This window comes from Zhihengliuella sp., from assembly GCF_031178195.1.
Lineage (GTDB): Bacteria > Actinomycetota > Actinomycetes > Actinomycetales > Micrococcaceae > Zhihengliuella.
Genome location: NZ_JAPSJL010000001.1, coordinates 21,756 through 42,855 on the forward strand (window position 1 = coordinate 21,756; position 21,100 = coordinate 42,855).

Annotated in this window: 13 protein-coding genes and 2 tRNA genes; 6 read left to right on the forward strand and 9 right to left on the reverse strand. The window is 73.6% G+C overall.

Annotated elements, in window-relative coordinates; genetic code table 11:
* Positions 1–89 precede the first annotated feature (89 nt).
* The 4 genes from RIN46_RS00095 to RIN46_RS00110 all read right to left on the reverse strand — a co-directional run bounded on the left by RIN46_RS00095 (position 90) and on the right by RIN46_RS00110 (position 4,355).
* Complete coding sequence (locus RIN46_RS00095) at positions 90–935, reverse strand: aldo/keto reductase (protein ID WP_309080819.1); 846 nt, start codon at positions 933–935, stop codon at positions 90–92.
* A gap of 184 nt (positions 936–1,119) precedes the next feature.
* Complete coding sequence (locus RIN46_RS00100) at positions 1,120–1,593, reverse strand: hypothetical protein (RefSeq protein ID WP_309080818.1); 474 nt, start codon at positions 1,591–1,593, stop codon at positions 1,120–1,122.
* A 96-nt stretch (positions 1,594–1,689) separates the two neighbouring features.
* Complete coding sequence (locus RIN46_RS00105; protein ID WP_375141862.1) at positions 1,690–2,679, reverse strand: NAD(P)H-quinone oxidoreductase; 990 nt, start codon at positions 2,677–2,679, stop codon at positions 1,690–1,692.
* A gap of 62 nt (positions 2,680–2,741) precedes the next feature.
* Entirely contained in the window at positions 2,742–4,355 is a 1,614-nt protein-coding gene (locus tag RIN46_RS00110; RefSeq protein WP_309080816.1) for an OFA family MFS transporter, read from the reverse strand.
* A gap of 218 nt (positions 4,356–4,573) precedes the next feature.
* Between RIN46_RS00110 and RIN46_RS00115 the strand changes: the two genes are divergently transcribed.
* Positions 4,574–4,661 (forward strand) — tRNA-Ser (locus tag RIN46_RS00115).
* Between the two features lie 172 nt (positions 4,662–4,833).
* On the opposite strand, the gene RIN46_RS00120 is transcribed toward RIN46_RS00115, so the two are convergent.
* Positions 4,834–6,555 (reverse strand): ABC transporter transmembrane domain-containing protein, encoded by a 1,722-nt coding sequence (locus tag RIN46_RS00120; RefSeq protein ID WP_309080815.1) that lies wholly within the window; start codon positions 6,553–6,555, stop codon positions 4,834–4,836.
* A gap of 77 nt (positions 6,556–6,632) precedes the next feature.
* The gene (locus RIN46_RS00125) at positions 6,633–7,892 is read right to left on the reverse strand and encodes a DUF1611 domain-containing protein (RefSeq protein ID WP_309080814.1); all 1,260 of its coding nucleotides are present in this window, start codon (positions 7,890–7,892) and stop codon (positions 6,633–6,635) included.
* A 274-nt stretch (positions 7,893–8,166) separates the two neighbouring features.
* Here RIN46_RS00125 and RIN46_RS00130 point away from each other — a divergent pair, with 274 nt between their 5' ends.
* Positions 8,167–10,734 (forward strand): ExeM/NucH family extracellular endonuclease, encoded by a 2,568-nt coding sequence (locus tag RIN46_RS00130; RefSeq protein WP_309080813.1) that lies wholly within the window; start codon positions 8,167–8,169, stop codon positions 10,732–10,734.
* Positions 10,735–10,818: 84 nt separating this feature from the next.
* On the opposite strand, the gene RIN46_RS00135 is transcribed toward RIN46_RS00130, so the two are convergent.
* Positions 10,819–12,831 carry an FAD/NAD(P)-binding protein gene (locus tag RIN46_RS00135; protein ID WP_309080812.1) on the reverse strand — a complete coding sequence of 671 codons (2,013 nt, stop codon included), beginning with the start codon at positions 12,829–12,831 and terminating at the stop codon, positions 10,819–10,821.
* Positions 12,832–13,318: 487 nt separating this feature from the next.
* On the opposite strand from RIN46_RS00135, the gene RIN46_RS00140 reads away from it, so the two are divergent.
* Both RIN46_RS00140 and RIN46_RS00145 read left to right on the forward strand, forming a co-directional pair.
* Complete coding sequence (locus tag RIN46_RS00140) at positions 13,319–15,421, forward strand: prolyl oligopeptidase family serine peptidase (RefSeq protein WP_309080811.1); 2,103 nt, start codon at positions 13,319–13,321, stop codon at positions 15,419–15,421.
* 41 nt (positions 15,422–15,462) lie between these two features.
* Positions 15,463–15,554 (forward strand) — tRNA-Ser (locus tag RIN46_RS00145).
* 76 nt (positions 15,555–15,630) lie between these two features.
* On the opposite strand, the gene RIN46_RS00150 is transcribed toward RIN46_RS00145, so the two are convergent.
* Together RIN46_RS00150 and RIN46_RS00155 are read right to left on the reverse strand one after the other, a co-directional pair.
* On the reverse strand, positions 15,631–16,725 hold the full coding sequence (locus RIN46_RS00150; RefSeq protein ID WP_309080810.1) for a hypothetical protein: 1,095 nt from the start codon (positions 16,723–16,725) through the stop codon (positions 15,631–15,633).
* 25 nt (positions 16,726–16,750) lie between these two features.
* Positions 16,751–18,955 carry a RecQ family ATP-dependent DNA helicase gene (locus RIN46_RS00155; RefSeq protein WP_309080809.1) on the reverse strand — a complete coding sequence of 735 codons (2,205 nt, stop codon included), beginning with the start codon at positions 18,953–18,955 and terminating at the stop codon, positions 16,751–16,753.
* Positions 18,956–19,072: 117 nt separating this feature from the next.
* Here RIN46_RS00155 and manB point away from each other — a divergent pair, with 117 nt between their 5' ends.
* Positions 19,073–20,557 (forward strand): phosphomannomutase/phosphoglucomutase, encoded by a 1,485-nt coding sequence (gene manB / locus RIN46_RS00160; protein ID WP_309080808.1) that lies wholly within the window; start codon positions 19,073–19,075, stop codon positions 20,555–20,557.
* Positions 20,554–21,033, forward strand: a complete 480-nt coding sequence (locus RIN46_RS00165; RefSeq protein ID WP_309080807.1) for a hypothetical protein — start codon at positions 20,554–20,556, stop codon at positions 21,031–21,033. The genes manB and RIN46_RS00165 overlap by 4 nt, the downstream gene beginning before the upstream one ends.
* Positions 21,034–21,100 lie beyond the last annotated feature (67 nt).

Sequence of the window (21,100 nt, forward strand, 5' to 3'; positions counted from 1 at the left end):
CTCTCATTCCCGGTCGTCTCCGCCCGGGGAGACGGCGAGGCGCCGCCCGGGTGCCGGGCGGCGCCTCGCCGTCGTCCTGCGCGCGTCGACTACTCGAAGTCGCTGACCGCCGGGTCCGGGCCGATGCGCCCCTCGGCTCCGCGGTCGAGCCCGTCGATCCGGGCCAGGTCCTCCTCGTCGAGCGTCAGCCCGAGGGACTCCCAGTTCGCGACGATCCGCTCCGGCGTCACGGACTTGGGAATGACCACCAGACCGTTGGCCAGGTGCCAGGCGATGACGACCTGCGCCGGCGCCGCCCCGTGCTTCTCGGCGATCTCGGTGATCACCGGGTTCTCCAGCAGGTCGGAGCGGTTGCCCAGCGGCGACCACGACTGGTGCAGGATGTCCCGGGACTGCTCGTACTCCCGGAGGCTGCGCTGCGGGAAGTAGGGGTGCGTCTCGACCTGGTGGATCGCCGGGACCACCCCGGTGGCCTCCTCGATCTCCTGCAGGGCCCCGACCGTGAAGTTGGAGACGCCGATCGACTTGACCCTGCCCGACGTCTGCAAGTCCACGAGGGCCTTCCAGGTGTCCACGTACTTGCCCTGCTTCGGCTGGATCCAGTGGATGAGGTAGAGGTCGATGTACTCGAGACCGAGCCGGTTCAGCGACGCGTCGAACGCCGCCAGCGTCTCCTCGTAGCCCTGGTCGGCGTTCCACAGCTTGGTGGTGATGAACAGGTCCTCGCGCGGCAGACCGGACGCCGCAATGGCCCGGCCCACGCCCTCCTCGTTGCCGTACACCTTCGCGGTGTCGATGTGCCGGTAGCCGGCCGCGAAAGCGTCGCCGACGACCTTCTCGGCGACATCGTCCTCGACCTGCCAAACCCCGTAGCCGAGCTGCGGGATGGTGTTGCCGTCGTTGAATTTCAGGACCGGTGATTCATAGGTTGTCATGGCCCTCATCCTGCCATCGAAGACGCCGGTCCGGCAGACCGCCTACGCGCACGGCGTAGCGCTCGGTCGGACGGGAATAAGGGCGGGCCGGCCGTCGGTTGAATCGTTTCTCTCCGCCGTCGGCCATCGCCCGGGGAATCCGTGCCCGGATGCACGAATCGCGGGGACGGCAGTGCGCCGGCCGTCAGCGCAGCGCTTCGACGGCGGCCCGGGCGCAGCGGACGCCCTCCACCACGACGTCGGCGCGGCGCCGGACACTGTCGAGTCCCCGCGCGAGGTCGGTGGACGCGTGGCTCTCGGCGTCGAGCCGGGCCATGGCGGCGGCCTGCGCGGCCTGCGCGACGTCGTTGGCCGCCTTCGACAGGGCGCGGTGGACCGCCGAGGCCCCGGGCGGGATGTCGGTTCCCTCGCTCGGCCGGGCCGCCTGGGCCTCGACGCAGATGCTGCGCACCTCGGGGAGCTGGTCGGCCAGCCGGTTCGCGATGGCGACCAGCCCGTTGTAGAGATCGTTGTACTGGGCGTCGTCCTCGATGCCCTCGAGGACCTGGTGGAAGCGGTCGAGCCCGCGCTCGAAGCGGTCGTGGGCACGGCGCCACACTCCCAGTCCCAGCTCCTTGGTGTCGCGGTGCGTGCCGCGAAGTCGTGCGAAGAGACCCACGGCTCCATCTTGCCACGAACGCCCGGACGGGCGGCGGTCCCGCCCGGCCTCCCCGAGGGCCGGCGGGCACGAGCCCCGCGCCGGAGGCCGGGGCCCTCAGGGCCGCAGGAGGATCTTGCCGCGGTGCTCGCCCGAGTCGAAGTAGGCATGGGCCGCGGCGGCATCGGCGAGCGCGAACACGCGGTCCGTCGTCGGCCGCAGGCGCCCCGCCGAGACCATCGGCCAGACGTGCCGGCGCACCTCGCCCATGATCGCCGCCTTCTCCGCGGCCGGCCGCGCGCGCAGCGTGGTGGCGATGATCCGGCCGCGCCGGCCCATCAGCGCCGCGAGATCCAGCTCGCCGCGCACGCCGCCGGCCAGCCCGATCACCACGAGCCGGCCGCCGGTGGCCAGCGCGGACACGTTGGCGCCCAGGTACTTCGCGCCCACGACGTCGAGGATCACGTCCGCGCCGTGGCCGCCGGTGGCGGCGCGCATCCGCTCGGCGAAGTCCTCGGTGCGGTAGTCGATGAGGACGTCCGCTCCCAGTCCCGCCGCGTAGTCGAGCTTCTCCCGGGTGCTGCCCGTGACGGCGACGTGGGCGCCGTAGGCCTTCATGATCTGGATCCCTGCGGCGCCGATGCCGCCCGAGCCGCCGTGGATCAGGACCCACTCCCCCGGGCGGACCCCGGCCTCCAGCACCAGGTTGGACCACACGGTTGCGGCGACCTCGGGCAGCCCGGCGGCATCGACCGGATCGACACCGGACGGGAGCGGGACCACCTGGCCGGCCGGCACCGCGACGTACTCCGCGTACCCGCCGCCGGCGAGGAGCGCGCAGACGGGTGCGCCGTCGTCGTACTCCCCCGCCGCGGACTCGACCCGCTCGCCGCGCGCGGCGATCGTGCCCGAGACCTCGAGCCCCGGGATGTCGCTGGCCCCGGCCGGCGGCGGGTAGACGCCCTTGCGCTGCTGGACGTCGGCCCGGTTCAGTCCGGCGGCCGCCACGCGGACGAGGACCTCCCCGGGACCGGGGACCGGCACCGGGCGGCGGACGGACCGCACGACGTCGGGCCCGCCGGCGCCCTCGAAGACGGCCGCGGTCATCGTGTGGGGGTGGGTCTCGGTCATGCGTTCTCCTCCTGCGTCCGGATGGGGGTCGGTCGGCGTCAGTCGAACAGCTGCGCGACCCGCAGGAGCGTCTGCCACACGCCGAAGAGCAGCGGGACGCCCACCAGCAACCAGCCGAAGACCACGCGTCCCACTGCCAGGTCGGTCTCCGGCCGGTCCTCTCCGGCCCCCGTGGCGGCACTCTTGGCGCCCGGGCCGTCCGGGTGCGCCGCCCGGGACTCTGGGCTGCTCCCGGCCGAGCCGCTCGGCGCACGGACCGGCTCGGGCACCGGTTCGGCGCCGCCGACGGGCTTCGCGTCCGCCGGCTCGTGGAAGCGTGAGTGGACCGGCCGGATCAGGGCATTGGCGACGAGGCCGATGCCCAGCAGCACGACCATCGTGAACAGGACCGGCCGGTAGTTCTCGGCCATCATGGTCCCGGGCTCGCCCTGCGCGTCGAGGAACCCGTTCACGATCGCGGGCCCGGCGATGCCGGCGGCCGACCAGGCCGTCAGGAGCCGTCCGTGGATGGCGCCGACCTGGTACGTGCCGAAGAGGTCCCGCAGGTAGGCGGGGGCGGTGGCGAACCCGCCGCCGTAGAAGGAGATGATCACGAACGCGAGGAAGATGTAGAGCAGGCGGCTGGTGTCGCCGAAGAGGGCCAGGACGGTGTAGAGCACCGCCCCGACGCCCAGGTAGACCATGTAGATGGGCTTGCGGCCGATCCGGTCCGACGTCGACGACCACGCAAACCGGCCGAGCATGTTGCCGATCGAGAGCAGGCCCACGAAGCCGCCCGCGACCGCGGCGGACACGGCCGACGCGCCGTCCCCGGCCCGGAAGAAGTCCTGGATCATCGGGGCGGCCTGCTCGAGGATGCCGATGCCCGCCGTGACGTTGAGGAACAGGGCCGCCCAGAGCAGCCAGAACTGGGGCGTCCGGACCGCGTTCCGGGCGGAGACGTTGTTGTCTGTAACGAGCGCCGACTTCCTGGCCTGGCTCGGGTCCCAGCCGCGCGGACGCCAGCCCTCAGCGGGGACGCGGATGGTCAGGGCGCCGTAGAGCATGAAGAGGAAGTAGACGACGCCGAGCGTGACGAACAGCTGGCCGACGGCGTCGCCGGAGGGGATCCAGCCCTCGGTGCCGGACTCCGGGTCGTAGAGGCGCATCAGCCGGGTGGACAGGGGCGAGGCCACCAGGGCGCCGCCGCCGAAGCCCATGATCGCCATGCCGGTGGCCATGCCCGGGCGGTCGGGGAACCACTTCATGAGCGTGGAGACCGGGGAGATGTAGCCGATGCCGAGCCCGATGCCGCCGAGCAGGCCGTAGCCGAGGTAGACCAGCCAGAGCTGCTGGGAGAAGATGCCGGCGGAGCCGACCAGGAAGCCGGCGGACCAGAAGCAGGCGGCGACGAACATGGCCTTGCGCGGGCCGGACCGTTCCACCCAGGTGCCCATGACGGCGGCCGAGAGGCCGAGCATGACGATCGCGATGGAGAAGATGATGCCGATCTCGGTCAGGCTCGCGTCGAAGTGCTCCACGAGCGCCGTCTTGTAGACGCTGGTGGCGTACGCCTGCCCGATGCACAAGTGGACGGCCAGCGCGGCGGGCGGGATCAGCCACCGGTTGAAGTTCTGCGGCGCTACGGAATGCGACCGGTCCAGCCAGCTCATGCGTCCTCCTCGTTGGCGTCCGCCGCACCGGCGGACCGTGCCCGCCGCCAGCGGATCGCTGTGACTCGACCGCTCGGTGGAGACGGTCACCCCGCATTGTGCCTCAGGTCGGGGTACACGTGGAAGAACCGCTTCGGGTGTCCTTGCGCTTCGGCGCGTCCGGCGGCCGCCGCCGGCTTTGGCGGCGCGCGCCCGCTGGCTCTAGAGTTGGTCTCTCCGGATGGTTGTCCGAGCGGCCTAAGGAGCCGGTCTTGAAAACCGGTGTGCGGCGACCCCGCACCAAGGGTTCAAATCCCTTACCATCCGCGCCGGCGAAGGCCCCTGCTCCCCGTCTCGACGGGGAGCAGGGGCCTTCGCCGTCCCCGGGGCACCGGCGTCAGGCAACCGTCGTCGGGCAACCGTCGTCGGGCAACCGGCATCGGGCCACCGGCGTCGAGGCGCGCTCGGCGCGCGTGGCCGGACTGCGAAGGGCGGCGGGTCAGCCGGGTACGACGACGGTCCGCGCCCCGGGGGCCGGGCCGTCGCCGTGGGTGGCGAGGACGACGATCCCCGGGTAGTCGCGGACGAGCTCGCGCAGGGCCTCCCGGCCCGCGCGGTCCAGCTCGGCGTCGATCCGGTCGAGCAGGAGCAGCGGCGGCGTCCCCAGCAGCGCGCGGGCCATCCGGACCTGGGCGCGCTGGGCGATGGACAGCGGCTGGCCACCGTTCCGCAGGAGGGTCCGGAGTCCCTGCGGCAGCGTCGCGTCCCAGGCCGCCGGGTCGGCCCCGGCCGCGGCGAGGGCCGCGCACGCCTCGTCCTCCCCGGCGTCGGGCACCCGGTAGCGGACCGCCCGCAGGATGCTCCCGCGCTCCAGCGGCAGACCGGAGGCCGCATGGCCGACGAGCAGGCGGCGCTCCCGGGCGCCCGCGGCGGCCAGGTCCCGGCCGCCGAGTCGGCACTCCGCCCGGTCCGGGGCCAGCCCGGCGAGCTCCTGGAAGACAGCCTCCACCTGCGCGTCCCCGCCCACCAACCGGACCACCTCGCCCGGCACCGCGCTGATGAGCGGGTCGGCGGCGACGCCGTCGTCCACCGACGGACGGGCGAGGACCAGGGGGCCGGGCGCGGATCCGCCGTCGGCGCTGGCCCCTCCGACCCTCCCCGGACGGGCGTCGCCGGCGGAGTCGCCCCGAGCGGGCCGGGCCGTCGCCGACTCGACCGCGGCGGGGCGGGCGACCCCGGACTCCTCGATGACCGGGGCGATGATGCGCCGCGCGGCCCGGAAGTTCTGCCGGTACTCGACCACGCGGCCGAGCTCGGTGCACTGCGCGCCGATCACGCCGGCGAGCATGAGCGCGCTGGCCGCCGTGGCAGCGTCCACGCGGCCGCTCGAGGCGAGCAGGCCGACGCCGAGCGAGGCCGCGATCGGCGCCACCATGGCCGCCGAGCGGAGCCCGCCGGTGATCCGCGCGCGCGACAGGGCCGCCTCCACGACGCGCTGGCCCGCACGGTCGACGCGCCGGGCCTCCCGGGACGTGCCGCCGCCGAACCGGACGGCGTCGCGGGCGTGGACCGTGTCGGCGACCTGCGCGGCGAGCCGGCCCCGGGCGCGCCGGACCGCGCGGGCCCGCTCGTAGGCCGGGCGCGCCAGGACCAGGAGCACCGCTACGAGCAGCAGCAGAGGTACGCCGACCGCCACGCCGAGCCAGACGTTGGTCAGGCAGAGCCACCCGAGGGTGACGACCACGAGCGGGATTCCGGCCACGAGCGGCGCGATGCCCTGGGCCACCCAGTTCCGCACGGCGGTGAGATCGTTGGTGCTGCGCGCGATGGTCACCCCGGCGCTCCGCGTGCGCTCGGAGTCCAGCGTGGAGCGCACCAGCCTCACGCGCAGCTCGTGGATATAGTCCTGGCCGAGCTGCTCCGCGACGAGGCCCTCGGCGAAGACGCTGGCGCCCACGGCGACGACGGCGGCCGCCGCCGCGACCAGGAGCCCCTGCACGGGCGCCCCGGTCCCGGCCGCGCCGACGAGTCGGCCGGCCAGCGCCGCGGCCAGGACGGACGCCCCGGCACGCACGAGGGCCAGCACGACCAGGCCCGCCAGATACCAGCGACGGGAGCCGATCAGCAGGGGCGGCAGTCGGCGATCCCGTCCGCATTCGTCCCGGCGGCCCTGCGCCTGGCCGTGCTCTAAGGGCTCGCGCTCCACCGGGCCGCTCTCCACCGGGCCGCTCTCCCCCCGGCCGCTTCCCCGCCGGATGTGGACTCGCCCCGGGGCGGGCGGCGGTGCACCGGCGGAGGTCACCGGCGAGCCCCCGCGAGGAGGCCTGCCGCCACCTCCGGCCGGCAGAGGTCGAACGTGGGGATGATGCGCTCGGGGACGTGGCCCGCCGCCTCGGCCGCGGCCAGCGGCGACGCGGTCAGCACCCCGGAGATGGCGGCGACCTCCACGCCCGACTCACGCAGGATGCGGCTTCCGGAGAGCGCGCCGAGCGCTTCCTGCGCGGCGAACAGCGTGGAGTCGACGAGCCGGTGGAACAGCGGGTCGGCCAGCAGACGCCCCGTCTCCCCCTGGAAGACCCCGTCGGCGATCTCCAGGACGATCACGTCCGGGGACTCCTCGGCGAGCGCGGCGACCATGCTGGTGAGCAGTCGGCAGATCTCGTCGTAGTCGGTTTGGAACGTGGTGGGGTAGCCGAAGTCGGTGAAGTCCATGACCCGGGTGGCGCCGGCGTCACGGAAGAGGTTGACGTCGTTGCCGGCTCCCGTGCCGGTCACCTTGCCGGCCGCGACGGTGAGCCCGCTGTTGGCGAGCCCGTTGACCAAGCAGCCGACCGTGGTGGACTTTCCGGAGTTCATGGAGGAGCCCAGCACGGCGAAGATCGGCGGCAGCGCGCCCGGCAGCCCGTCCTCGGAGACCAGGCGCTCCGGCGCGTGGTCGCGGAGGTTGACGACGCCGTCGCGGTCCGCGAGCAGTCCGATCGGCTCGATCCGCGTGGCCGCGTCGACGCGGGCGTGCGCGTCGCGGACCTGGGAGGCGAGGCCGCCTCCGGCCACGAGGTCGCACGGTTCCAGGGACGAGGGCACGTAGGCGAGGAACTGGTCCGGGGCGTAGCGGTGGCCGTAGGCCACCAGGATCTCCTGGCCGGGGAAGAGCAGGGCCTTCCGCGAGACCGGGCTCTCGAGCCGCTTGTGCTGCCCGATCTCCAGCACGCGCGCCAGAACGACGTCGCCGGGCTGCGGGACGACATCGGCCCCCGAGCGCAGCCCGAACCCGGAGGGGGCCGCCGCCGCGTGCTCGGCGACGTAGCGGGTGGTGTAGGCGGGGCGGGCGGCGAGCAGCCGCGCCGCCGGGAGTGCCTCCTCGCGGAGGCCCGGCCGCACCGCCTCGAACGTCGGGGCGAAGAGCGGCTCGGGCTCCACGGCGGCGCTGCGGAAAGCGGGGCTCGAAGCGTCGGGGCGGCCGGCGGGACAGCCGGCGGGACGGTCGGCGGGGTCGTGCAAGTCGTTCAGGCCGGGGCTGGAAACGGTGGTCGAAGGCCGGGTGTCGGTGACGGTCATGATGCGCTCCTCGCGGTGGTCGATCGGCGACGGCAGGACGTCCGGTCGCAGTACCCATCTAGTCAGAGCCAGATGAGGTGCGGATGAGAGACACAGGAGGGCTCGATGAGAGGACGCCCGCATCTCCCCGCGGGCGCCGGCGCTCCACCCCGCGGACACGGTGACGCAACTCACCGTTCATGCAAGACTGATGAACTCTGAAGCGATCGCTTGGCGTCCGCGTCGCGGACGTGCCGCCATCGTCCTCGCTCCCGCCCTCGAGAAGGAACCTCCCGTGCATCCACACCCCACCCGTCCCGCCGCCGTGGCGGCGACCCTCGCCCTAGCGGCCGCCCTCACCGTCGCCCCGGCGGCGTCGGCAGCGCCGGCCGCACCCGCACCGACCGCATCGGCGACCGCGAGCGGCGTCGTCATCAACGAGGCCTACCTCTCCGGCGGCAGCCGCAACGCCGTCTACACCCACAAGTTCGTCGAACTGCTCAACACCTCCGGCGCCCCGGTGTCGCTGGAGGGCTGGAGCCTGCAGTACCGCTCCGCCTCCGGCACCGCGGCGACGCACTCCTCGGTCGAACTCTCCGGCACGATCGACCCCGGCGAGACGTTCCTCGTCGCCGGTGGGAGCAACGGCACCACCGGCGCCGCGCTGCCCGGCCCGGACCTGACGACGTCGTTCAACCCCGGCGGGACGAACGGCACCGTGGTCCTCGCCGAGACGACCGAGCCGCTGACCCTGCCCACCGGGTCGGTCGTCGGCGTCGAGGACGTCGCGGACCTGCTGGGCTACGGCGGCTCCAACACGTTCGAGACGCAGACCGCCGCCGCGCCCTCCAGCAACTCGGATCCGCGCTCCTTCAACCGGACCGACGGCGTCGACACCGACGACAACCGCGCCGACTTCACGCTCAGTGCGGAGATCACCCCGACGCCGTCGGGCGGGACCGGCGGCCCCGGCACCACCCCCGAACCCGAGCCGGAACCGGCGCAGGAGGTCTCCATCGCCGAGATCCAGGGCACGGGCGCGGCCAGCCCGCTCTCCGGCGAGCGCGTCTCCACGCGGGGCGTCGTCACCGCCGCGTTCCCCACCGGCGGGATCGACGGGTTCTTCCTGCAGACCCCCGGCACGGGGTCCGACGACGGCGATGCGGCCAGCCACGGCGTCTTCGTCTATGCGCCGGACGCCGTGCCGGGCGTCGTGGTCGGCGACCACGTGGAGGTCACCGGCACCGCGACGGAGTACTACGGCATGACCCAGGTCGACGCGACCGAGGGACAGGTCTCCGCCCTCGATGAGCCTGCGGAGGCCGTCAAGCCGCTCACCGCGGCGTGGCCGGCGACCGACGCGGAGCGCGAGCGCTACGAGGGCATGCTGTGGCAACCGGAGGGTCAGTGGACCGTCGCGGACAACTACTCGCTGAACCGGTACGGCGAGATCGGCCTCGCCTTCGGGGAGAGCGCGCTGGTCCCCGGGGAGGCGCGGCTGCCGCAGCCGACCGACGCGGCGCCCGCCGGGTCGGACCTCGCCTCCGCGATCGAGGCGGAGAACGCCCAGCGAAGCGTCACGCTCGACGACGGCGCGACCGTGAACTTCACGGGCGGCAGTCGAAACCAGGACATCCCACTGCCCTACCTCTCCCCCGGGACGCCCGTGCGCGTCGGCGCGGCGGCAACGTTCACGTCCCCGGTGGTGCTCGACTACCGATACGACTTGTGGCGCTTCCAGCCCCAGACCCAGGTGACCGGCGAGAACCCGGGCGACGCCCCGGCGTCGTTCGCCGACACCCGGACCACGGCGCCGGCCGAGGTCGGCGGCGACGTGCGGATCGCCTCCTTCAACGTCCTGAACTACTTCACCACCACCGGCCGGGAGTTCGTGGAGGAGCTCGGCGGCAGCTGCTCCTGGCACACCGACCGCGACGGCGAGCCCGTCGGCACCAATCGCTGCAACCCGGACGGACCGCGCGGCGCCGCCGACGAGGAGGACCTCGAGCGCCAGGAGGCCAAGATCGTCGCCGCGATCAACGGGCTCGGCGCGGACGTCGTCTCGCTGGAGGAGATCGAGAACTCGGCCGCGTTCGGCCAGGACCGCGACGAGGCCCTGGCGACCCTGACCGCAGCCCTCAACGAGGGGGCCGGCACGCCGGTCTGGGACTTCGTGCCCAGCCCGGCGGACCTGCCGGCGGACGAGGACGTGATCCGCACGGCGTTCATCTTCAAGCCCGCGGCGGTGAAGCCGATCGACGAGTCGGTCATCCTGGACGACCCCGCCTTCTCCAACGCGCGCCAGCCGCTGGCGCAGGCGTTCCAGAAGGTCGGCGGGAACAGCAAGACGCGCTTCCTCACGATCGTGAACCACTTCAAGTCCAAGGGCTCCGCGCCGGACGACGGATCGGCCAACGACGACGCCGGCGACGGCCAGGGCGCCTGGAACGCGGCCCGCGTGGCCCAGGCCGAGGCGCTGGTGGCCTTCGCCGAGGAGATGACGCAGGAGCGGAACACCGAGAAGGTCTTCCTCACCGGCGACTTCAACGCCTACACGCAGGAGGACCCGATGCGGGTCTTCCACGCGGCCGGCTACACCAACCTGGGCGCCGCCGCCGATGGGGAGAAGGAGCACACGTACCTCTACGGCGGGCTGGTCGGCTCGCTGGACCACATCCTGGCCTCCCCCGCGGCGGCCGGGCAGGTCACCGGCCACACCGTGTGGGACATCAACGCGGACGAGCCGATCGCCCTGGAGTACAGCCGGTACAACTACAACGCGACCGACTTCTACGCGCCGGATCCCTACCGGGCCTCGGACCACGACCCGGCGATCGTCGGCGTCGACCTGCCGAAGAAGTAACGGCCCGGGCCGCCGCCTCGGGCCACCTCGCCGGCCGCGGCCCGGGCCTGGCCTGCCTGGCCTGCCTGGCCTGCCTGCGGCCGGCTACCGGGCGGCGAGCCGGACGATCTCCACGGCGACGGCGTCCGCATCCGCGAGGGTGCGGGCGCCGTCGTCGTCCGTGCCCTCCGACTCCGCGGCGATGGCCGTGCCCCACTGCACGCTGGAGAGCTGCAGGCCGAGCACGAACAACGCGCGGTGCGCGACGCCGTGGGCGTCGACCAGGCGGTAGGGCCGCCCGACGACGTCGAACCCCGAGCCGGGCATGAGCTCGCCTTCCTCGGTCGGCATCGCCCGGGGGCGGGCCAGTCCGTCGTCCTGGAGCTGGCGGAGCAGCTCGGACGCGGTATGGGCGACACGGTTGGCGGGCATCATGGCCTCGAGCATGTGGTGCGCGGTGGCCGGGGAGGCATCCACCCACGGGGAGGACGCGGTGAACACGCCCGCGTACTCGCCCTCCTCCTCGAGGGAGAAGACCGGGTCCGGGCCGAGGAAGCGCACGATGCCGGCGCGGCAGAGCGCGATCAGCTCCTCGATGCGGCGCAGGGGCGGCCCGCTGGCAGTGCCCTCGACCAGCGGCTCGAACCAGCGCTGGAGCTCGTCGGTGCGGGAGACCTCGTCGACGAGCCCCTCGGCGACCATGCGCTTGATCAGGAGCCGCCCGGCGTGCAGGGCGCCAATGGCCATCTTCAGGGGGTCGTCCTCGCCGGCCGCCGAGGAGCGGGCGTCCTCCTCGAGGTAGGCGATCACCGCCCGTTGGTACTCGTCCCCGTCGGTGAAGCCCCGCTGGGCGAAGGGGTGGCCGAGCGCCGGCACGTCGAGCCAGCCGACGCCGGGCGCGAGTTCGTCGACGAGGCCGGCCAGCCGCGAGCGCCAGACCTCCTGGCCGTGGACACGCGTGCCCTGCACGGTCTGGTCCGGGTGGCGCGGTGCATCGAGGATCTCGTCCATCCGCGTCAGGAACCCGGCGGGGTCGGCGAAATCGTCCGGTCGCACGCGCGCGGCGACCGTGTAGAACGTCCGCAGCACGTCGCGGTGCAGCAGCGGCCAGACGTGGGCGTCGAACCCGACCTTGCCGTGCGGCTCGCCGGGCGCGCCGGCCGCGGCGAGCGCGTGCACCCGCTCGAAGGTCAGGTAGGCCAGCTCGACACTGGGCGGCACGAAGGCCGGCACCTCCGCCTTGGCCCGGTAGGGGACGCCGCGGCGGGACCCGGCGAAGATCAGCGGCTCCCGGCCGCTCGGACGGTACTCGAGGCGGCGGCCGGGCTCACGGCCGACCGGGTGGAAGTCGCCGCCCCGGCCCTGGGTCAGCTGGGCGAGCGCGTCGAAGAAGTTCAGCCCGAGCCCGCGCACCAGCAGCGGTTCGCCCCCGGGGAAGATCGACCAGTCGACGTCGGAGGGCACGTTCGGGCCCTGGTACACGAGCCCGAGCTCCTCGGCCCGCTGCCCGGCCGCGGCCTGCCGCGGATTCAGCTCGGCCGGGACGTGCCCCACGGCGAGGACGACGGCGTCGGTCTCCAGCGTGCTCGTCTCCCCGTCGGCGGAGCGCAGCACGAGCAGGTAGTCGGTGCCGCGCTTCTCGAGCCGCACCGCCGAGGCGGGCACGTGCTCCACGGAGGCGACGGCGGGGTGCTCCCGCAGTCGCTGGGCGACGGCGTCGTACACGTGCTCGAGGTACCGCCCGTAGAGCGCCCGCGACGGGTAGTCGCCGGGACCGAGGGCGTCGAGCTCCGCGAGCTCGACCGGCGCCAGGGTGGCCCCGTCGCCGCGGAGGCGGCGCCACTGGTCGAACGTCAGGCCCGGCTCGCCCGCGCGGCGCGGCGGGGCGACCGTCGGGTACACCGCGGGCGTGTTCATGAGGAAGAGCCGGGACTGCCGCGGCGACCAGACGTGACCGGACCCGGGCCGGTACGGGTCCACCACGCGGAGGTCGATCGGTCCCGGGACGGTCTCCCCGGGCGCCGTCGCCGACTCGAGCCGGGCCAGGAGCCGCTCCAGCGCCGAGGTCCCCCGGGGGCCGGCCCCCACCACCGTGACGACATACCGTTCGCGCCGCATACCACTCTCTCCAAAATCAGTCCGGCCGGTTCCCTGTCCCCGGTCCTGCACCCCGGTCCCCGCACCCGGGCCCGGATGCCGAGGCCCGCGCGCCGGTACCGCGTGCCCCTCAGCGTAGCGCGGCGCACGGTTCGTCCCCGCCGGGAGCCGGGCCCGCGGCCTAGACTGGCTCGCAGGCGCCCGCCCGCCGCGAGCACGTGTTCCGGTGGACGGCGGGCGGAGGCCCGGACGCGAGGGGAGCACCGATGGACGGAACCGGCACGGCACTCGGCGGCGACGAGGCGGCCGTCGGCGAGACAGCGGACCCGTTGGCGTGGCTCGAGGACATCCACGGCGCCGAGGCGCTCGCCTGGGTACGCGAGCGCAATGCGGAGACGGAGGCCTGGCTGCGACACGGCGGCCCCGGCGTGTCCGGCGACCCCGGCGCATTCGGTGGCTCGGGCCCGGCCGGGGACCTCGACGACGCCGACGGGCCGGAGCGGGACGGGTGGCCGACGGTTCCGACGGTTCCGACGGTTCCGACGGTTCCGGCGGCTACGACGCCCTCGTCGACTCCCTGCAGGAGGTGCTGGAGGCCGAGGACCGGATCCCCGGCGTCGTGAAGCGCGGTCACCACTACTACAACTTCTGGCGCGACGCCGAGCACCCCCGGGGCGTGTGGCGGCGGACCGACTGGGCCTCCTATGTGACGGACGAGCCGGAGTGGGAGACGCTTCTGGACGTCGACGCGCTCGCCGCCGCCGAGGGCGTCGACTGGGTGTACTCCGGGGTGCAGATGCTCCGGCCCGCCGCCCGCGAGCCCTACGCACGCGCCCTCGTGAAACTCTCCCCCGACGGCGGCGACGCCGTCCGCGTCCGCGAGTACGACGTCGTCCGGCGCGCCTTTGTCCCCGCCGCCGAGGGCGGCTTCGACTTCGAGGTGGCGAAGTCGCGGGTCTCCTGGGCGGGTCCGGACGCCGTCTACCTGGCGTCGGACTTCGGTCCCGGCTCGCTCACGCGCTCCTCCTACGCGCGGACAGTCAGGATCGTGGAGCGCGGGCAGGACGTCGGCACGGCGCGCGAGGTCTTCGCGGTGGATCCCGGGCACGTCATGGCCGTGGTCGTCCACGACCAGACGCCCGGCTTCGAGCGGACGCTCGCGTTCGACATGGTCGACTTCCACCGCGCGCGGACCCACCTGCTCCGCACGCTCCCGGACGGCGGCGAGCAGTGGATGCGGATCGAGGTGCCGGAGGACGTGCGCGTCGACGTGCACCGGGACTGGCTGGTCTTCGCCCCGCGGACCGACTGGCGCCTCCCGGACGGTGCCGTGGTGCCGGCGGGGGCGCTGGCCGTCACCGCCCTCGAGCCGTTCCTGGCCGGCGAGCGGGACGTGACGGTGGTCTTCCGCCCCGACGCGCGCACGGCCCTCCAGGGGTACTCGTTCACCCGCGACTACCTGGTCCTCGCGGTGCTGGAGGACGTCGCCTCCACCGTCCTCGCCGCCGACCCTACCGCCGGGTGGCGCCTCACCCGGCTGGAGACCGGCGCCGAGTTCGAGACGGTCTCCGTCACGGCGGTGGACGACGAGGACCCGGAGCGCCCCAACGATGTCTGGGTGACCCGATCCGGCTTCCTCACCCCCACCACGCTGCTGCGCGGCACGCTCGACCCCGCCGAGCCGGATCCCGACGCCGAGGGCGAACCCGTCCCGGGCGTCGAGATCGTCGCTCTCGCGCCGGTCAAGGCGGCCGGATCGCACTTCGAGACCTCCGGGCTGCGGGTGGAGCAGCACTTCGCCACCAGCGACGACGGCACGCGGGTGCCGTACTTCCAGATCGGCCCCACCCGGCTCGTCGCCGACGGGCAGAGCCCCGTCCTGATGACCGGCTACGGCGGGTTCCAGGCGAGCCTGACGCCGTCGTACTCCGCCGTCGTGGGGCGCGCCTGGCTGACGCGCCGGGACGGGCACGACCGGTCGGGCGTCTACGTGGTGGCCAACATCCGGGGCGGTGGCGAGTACGGACCCGAATGGCACCGGGCCGCCCTGAAGGAGCGGCGCCACCGGGCCTACGAGGACTTCGCGGCGGTCGCCCGCGACCTGATCGACCGCGGCCTCACCTCGCCGGAGCGCCTGGCCGCGACGGGCCGGAGCAACGGCGGGCTGCTGATGGGGAACATGGTGACCGGCTACCCCGAGCTGTTCGCAGCCGTCTCCTGCGGGGTGCCGTTGCTGGACCTGCGGCGGTACACGCGCCTCTCGGCCGGCCATTCCTGGATCGCGGAGTACGGCGACCCGGACCTGCCCGAGGAGTGGGAGTTCATCCGCACATTCTCCCCGCTGCACCGGCTCGACGACGTGCCCGAGGCGACGCGCTTCCCGGCGACGCTGATCTGGACGGCCACGAGCGACGACCGGGTGGGGCCCGTGCAGGCGCGGAGGATGTACGCGAAGCTGGCCGAGCGGGGCGCCGAGCACGTCCGCTATCACGAGGACCTCGAGGGCGGACACGCCGGGGCGGCCGATCAGCGGCAGGCGGCCCGCCTGCTCGCCATGAGCTACGAGTTCCTCTGGAGGCACACAGCGGCCCCCGTTTTGGCAAGGGGGTGACCGATTCGCTAGTCTTGTCTGGCTGGTTCTTCCAGCGGTCTGGAGACGTGCCGGAGCGGCCGAACGGACTTCACTGCTAATGAAGGGTCGGGGTTAAACTCGACCGGGGGTTCAAATCCCCCCGTCTCCGCCAAAAACCCCCTCGTCAGAGGGGGTTTTTTGTTGCCCCGTGCCGCGTGTCCCGACGGGCCTGGGGGCCGGGGCAAGGGCTACTTGCCGCCCTGGAAGCTCGTCAGTACCTGACGGACCACGGGCTCGGGCAGGCCGGTGAAGTCGACGACGATCCGTCCGGCCTCCTCGAGTCGCCCGGCACCGAGGTGCTCGAGGAACTCGGCCCGCAGGGCCGGCGGGAGGTCGGCGGAGTTGAACGAGACGGGCCCTTCGGGGCCCTCGCCCTCGAACCCGAAGTCGGAGACGCCGTCGCCGATGCCGCCGTTCTGCGCCGCGGGGGCGGACTCGAGGAGCGGCTGGATCTTCTCCTTGGTCAGCCCCGAGAAGTTCGCGAAGAGCTCGGCGGCGCCCTCGTAGTCGCGGTCGCGCATCATGGACTGAAACTGGTCCGCCTCGGCGGGCGGCAGGTCCGCCGTGCTGAACTCGCGGGCCTCGCCGTCCACCTGCTCGGTGATCTTGTAGGTCGCGACCCTCCGGTCGGCCTCACTGCCGAACTGCTCCGTCCAGTCGGAGGGGATGACCAGCTCGCCGGCGGGCCCGTGGCCCGACGGCCGGTCACGCTTGGGCTGCTCCGGCTCGCGCTGCTCCTGCTCCGGCGCTGCGGAGTCGGGACGTTCAGGGCCGCGCTCGGAGCGGTCGGTGCCGGGGCGCGGACCGGGTTTGGGCACCGGCCTGTCGTCCGGGGCGCCGGTTCCGCCTGCGGCCGGCGCCTCGGGTCCCGCCCCGTGCTCCGCCTCCGGTCGCGCGGTCGGGAACTCCGGCTCCTCCGCCTCGGCGGCAGGGCCCTGCGGCGTACCGGGGGTCTCCCGCGCGGCGTCCATCAGGTCGCGGGGGCCGTGGATCTGCGGGAACTGCTCGAGGCTGCGCACGGCGATGATGCACTTCTTGACGCTCCGCTCGCCCGTGGCGCGCTGGTACTCCTGCACCGCGCCGAGGAAGTTCCCGCTGCCCAACTGCCGGTAGATGGCCCGGTGCTGGTCCGCGTTCAGCCGCGCCGAGGCCTCGCGCGCGCCCTCGGCGTTGACGTGCGCGGCGACGTCGGCCGCGTTCCGCTTGCGCAGCGTGGAGACTCCCCACCACAGGAGGGTCAGCACGAGCAACGGAATCAGGACCCAGAACAGCGCTTCCAGCATGCAATCCAGTGTAGTAGCTCGCGGCCTACGCGCTGAGGGCGAGCGTGAAGGGCAGGACGCCGGGTGCTCCGGCTCGTCGGAGCACCCGGACCGCCTCGGTCAGCGTCCACCGGCTGTCGGCGATGTCGTCGACCAGGAGGACGGGGCCGGAGGCCGCCGCGACGTTCGGCGCCATCTGCTCGGGCACGCCGAACTGTCCGTAGACGTCCGCCAGCCGGAAGGCGCTGCTGCCGCCGGGGCCGTTGCGCGGGCCCTCGTGTGTGTACTCGAGCTCCCCGCCGTAGGGCAGCTTCCCGATCTCGGCCAGACCCCGGGCCAGCGAACGGATGAGCTGCGGGCGCCGCCGCGAGGGCAGGTTCAGCACCGCGACCGGCCGGTCGGACCAGCCCCACTGGGCGAGGACCTGGACGCAGGCCCGGAGCATCTCCTCGGGGATCGGCGCATCGGGGGCCTCCCCCTCGAAGATCGCGCGCAGGGGGCCGCCCCACCCGAGGTCGGTCAGCCTGGCGAGGGCCCGGCCGGGGGTGCTGATCTCCTCGGGCTTGATCTTGCCCTTCAGCGGGACGCCGAGCCGGTCCATGCCGCCCGGCCACATGGCACGCGGCTCGAGTTCGACGCCGACGCGGCCGAGCGCGGCCTGCGCCCCGGCGGTTGCGGACTCCTCGATGCCGGTCGGGTACCAGGCGCCGGCGCAGTTGTCGCATCGGCCGCACGGGGCCGCCTCGGGATCGTCGAGCGCCAGGGCGAGGAACTCCATGCGGCACGACGACGTGTTCTCGTAGTCGAGCATGGCGTTCTGCTCGGCCACACGGGCGGCGGCGACGCGCGCGTACCGTTCGCCGTCGTAGGTCCACGGCACGCCGGTGGCCGCCCAGCCGCCGGAGACCCGCTGAACCGCGCCGTCCACCGCGAGGACCTTCAGCAGCAGCTCGAGCGGCGTCCGGCGCAGGTTCACGCGGGCCTCCAGCTGGGGCGCGGACAGGGTCCCCGACTCGTTCAGCGCCGCCAGGACCGCCTCGGCGCGGTCCCGGTCCGGCATGGAGGACGTCGCGAAGTACTGCCAGATGTCCCGGTCCGCCGTCCCGGGCAGCAGCAGCACGTCGGCGTTGTCGGTCCCGCGGCCGGCACGGCCCACCTGCTGGTAGTAGGCGACCGGCGAGCTCGGCGCCCCGACGTGCACCACGAACCCGAGGTCGGGCTTGTCGAACCCCATGCCGAGGGCGCTGGTCGCCACCAGCGCCTTGACGGCGTTGGCCTTGAGCGCCTGCTCGGCCTCCGCGCGTTCCTCGGTGCCGGTGCGCCCGGTGTAGGCGAGGACGTCGTGACCGGCCTCGCGCAGGGCACGCGCGATGTCCTCGGCCCCGGCGACGGTCAGCGCGTAGACGATGCCGCTGCCCGGCAGGGAATCCAGATTGGACAGCAGCCAGGCGAGCTGGCTGCGCGGGCTCGGGAGCTTGAGCACACCGAGCCGGAGGGACTTGCGTGCCAGCGGCCCGCGCAGGACGAACACCTCGCCGGCGTCCGCGGCGAGCTGCTCCTGGACGTCGTGGACCACGCGCTCGTTGGCGGTCGCCGTCGTCGCCAGGACGGGCACCTGTCCCGGCAGGGCCCGGATGAGGTCGCGGATGCGGCGGTAGTCGGGGCGGAAGTCGTGTCCCCAGTCGGAGATGCAGTGCGCCTCGTCGATCACCAGCAGGCCCATGCGGCGGACCAGCTCCGGAAGCTGCTCGTCGCGGAACCGCGGGTTGTTCAGGCGCTCCGGGGAGACCAGCAGGACGTCGACCTCGTCGGCCGCGAGGCGGGCCCGGATCTCCTCCCACTCGAGCGCGTTGGCGGAGTTGATGGCGGCGGCGCGCACGCCGGCCCGCTCGGCGGCAGCGACCTGGTCCCGCATCAGCGCGAGCAGCGGGCTGACAATCAGCGTGGGCCCGCCCCCGCGGGCGCGCAGGAGGAGGCTGGCCACGAAGTAGACGGCCGACTTGCCCCAGCCGGTGCGCTGGACGACGAGCGCCCGGCGACCACCGGAGACCAGCGCCTCGATGGCCTCGAACTGGCCGGCGTGGAAGTCGACGCCCTCGCGTCCGACGAGCCGCCCGAGGACGTGGCCGGCCTCGGCGCGCAGCCCGGTCCCCGCCGCCGCGCCCGGGGCGACGCCGCCCTGTCCCGGCGCGGCGGGCGGTGCCGCGTATCCGGTGTGCCCCGCGGTGTTCGATCCTGCGTTCTCAACCATGCCGGCCAGTATGTCAGCCGATCCTCACAGATAGGCGGGAGGACCTCACGGGTGTGGACGACGCCGGCTCGGCCCACGGTCGGGCGGCGAGTCCGGCACGGCCGGCGCGCTCCTACTATGCTCGTCGTCGTGGACAGACTGAATCTCACTGACTCATTCAAGGCGTACGACGTCCGCGGCGTCGTGGGCTCGACCCTCACGGCCGCGGCCGTCGAGGCGGTCGGCGCGGCTTTCGTGGACGTGCTCGGCCTGGCGGGGCGGCCGGTGCTGGTGGGCCGGGACATGCGCCCGTCCTCCCCCGGGTTCGCGGACGCGTTCGCCCGCGGGGCCGCGTCGCGCGGCGGGGAGGTGCGCCTGCTGGGTCTCGTCTCGACCGACGAGCTGTACTTCGCGTGCGGCACGCTGGAGGCCGCCGGCGTGGTGTTCACGGCGAGCCACAACCCCGCCGAGTACAACGGCATGAAGATGGCCAAGCCCGGGGCCGTGCCGGTCTCGGCCGACACCGGACTGTTCGAGATCCGCGACCTCGCCCAGCAGTACCTGGACGAGGGCCTCCCCCAGCCGGTGGCCAGCGGGGGCATCGCCGAGACCGACGTGCTGGCCGATTACTCCGCGTACCTGCGCTCGCTGGTGGACTTGTCCTCCATCCGCCCCCTGAAGGTCGTGGTCGATGCGGGCAACGGCATGGGCGGGATGACGACGCCGGCCGTGCTCGGGGACGCGATCCTGCCCGCGCTGCCGCTGGAGATCGTGCCGCTGTACTTCGAGCTGGACGGCACCTTCCCCAACCATCCCGCGAATCCCCTGGAGCCGGAGAACCTGCGCGACCTGCAGGCGGCCGTCGTCGAGCACGGGGCGGACATCGGACTGGCGTTCGACGGCGACGCCGACCGCTGCTTCGTCATCGACGAGCGCGGCGAGCCGGTCACCCCGTCGGCCATCACGGCGATGGTCGCCCGCCGGGAGATCGCCCGTGCCCGCGCCGGCGGCGAGGAGGCGCCTGTGGTGATCCACAACCTCATCACCTCCCGGGCCGTCCCCGAGCTGATCGAGCGCGAGGGAGGGCGCGCCGTCGAGACGCGCGTGGGCCACTCGTTCATCAAGGCGGTCATGGCCGCCGAGGGCGCCGTGTTCGGCGGCGAGCACTCGGCGCACTACTACTTCCGCGACTTCTTCAACGCCGACACCGGGATGCTCGCGGGGCTCCACGTGCTCGCGGCGCTCGGCGGCCAGGACCGCCCGCTGTCCCAGCTGGCCGAGGAGTTCGACCCGTACTTCGCCTCCGGCGAAATCAACTCCCGGGTCGAGGACAAGGACGCCGCGGCCCGGGCGGTGCTCGCGCAGTTCGCCGACGGCTGGGAGTCCGACGCCGACCAGCGCGGGACCGTGCGCGCCGCCGGCCTGAACGGTCTGGTCGGCACGGGAACGAGCGTCGGCACGATGGACGGTCTCACGGTGTCCGCGGAGGACGGCAGCTGGTGGTTCAACCTCCGTCCGTCCAATACCGAGCCCTTCCTGCGCTATAACGGCGAGGCCACCGAACGTGGCACGATGGAGGCTGTCCGCGACACCGTCCTTGAAATCGTCAGGAGTCACGCATGACCACCAACCGCATCGCCGATCTGGGCGCCGCGGCGCACGAGGAATTGAACCGCCTGCTGGGCACTTCGCTGGGCATCGCCCGCGAACAGCTCGAGGAGCACGGCGTATTCCTGCCCTTCGCCGTCGGGCTGACGCCCTCGGAGGGCGACGCCGACGGCGAGATGCGCCTGCTGGCCGTCCAGCCGCCCGAGGAGGCGGAGGATCCCGAGGCCGACATCGACGCCGACGTGATGATGCAGGACCTGATCGCCGTCCTGAAGGAGCAGAAGGACGAGTTCGTCGCCGTCTCGATGGTGTCCGACGTGACGCTCCTGGAGGAGGGCCGCGACGCCATCCACGCCGCCGGCGAGCACAGCCTCGGCGGTGCCGTCGCCGCGCTGCAGGCCTACTCGGCCCCGGCGCCCGACGCCGACGAGCCGGTCTGGGACTTCGCCGAGCCGAGCGTCGAGTCGAGCGACCTGGTCGTCTGGGCGTAGGCCCCTCCCGAATCCGCACGCGCCCGTCCGGGGCCGCACCGACCGGTGCGGCTCCGGACGCCGTCGT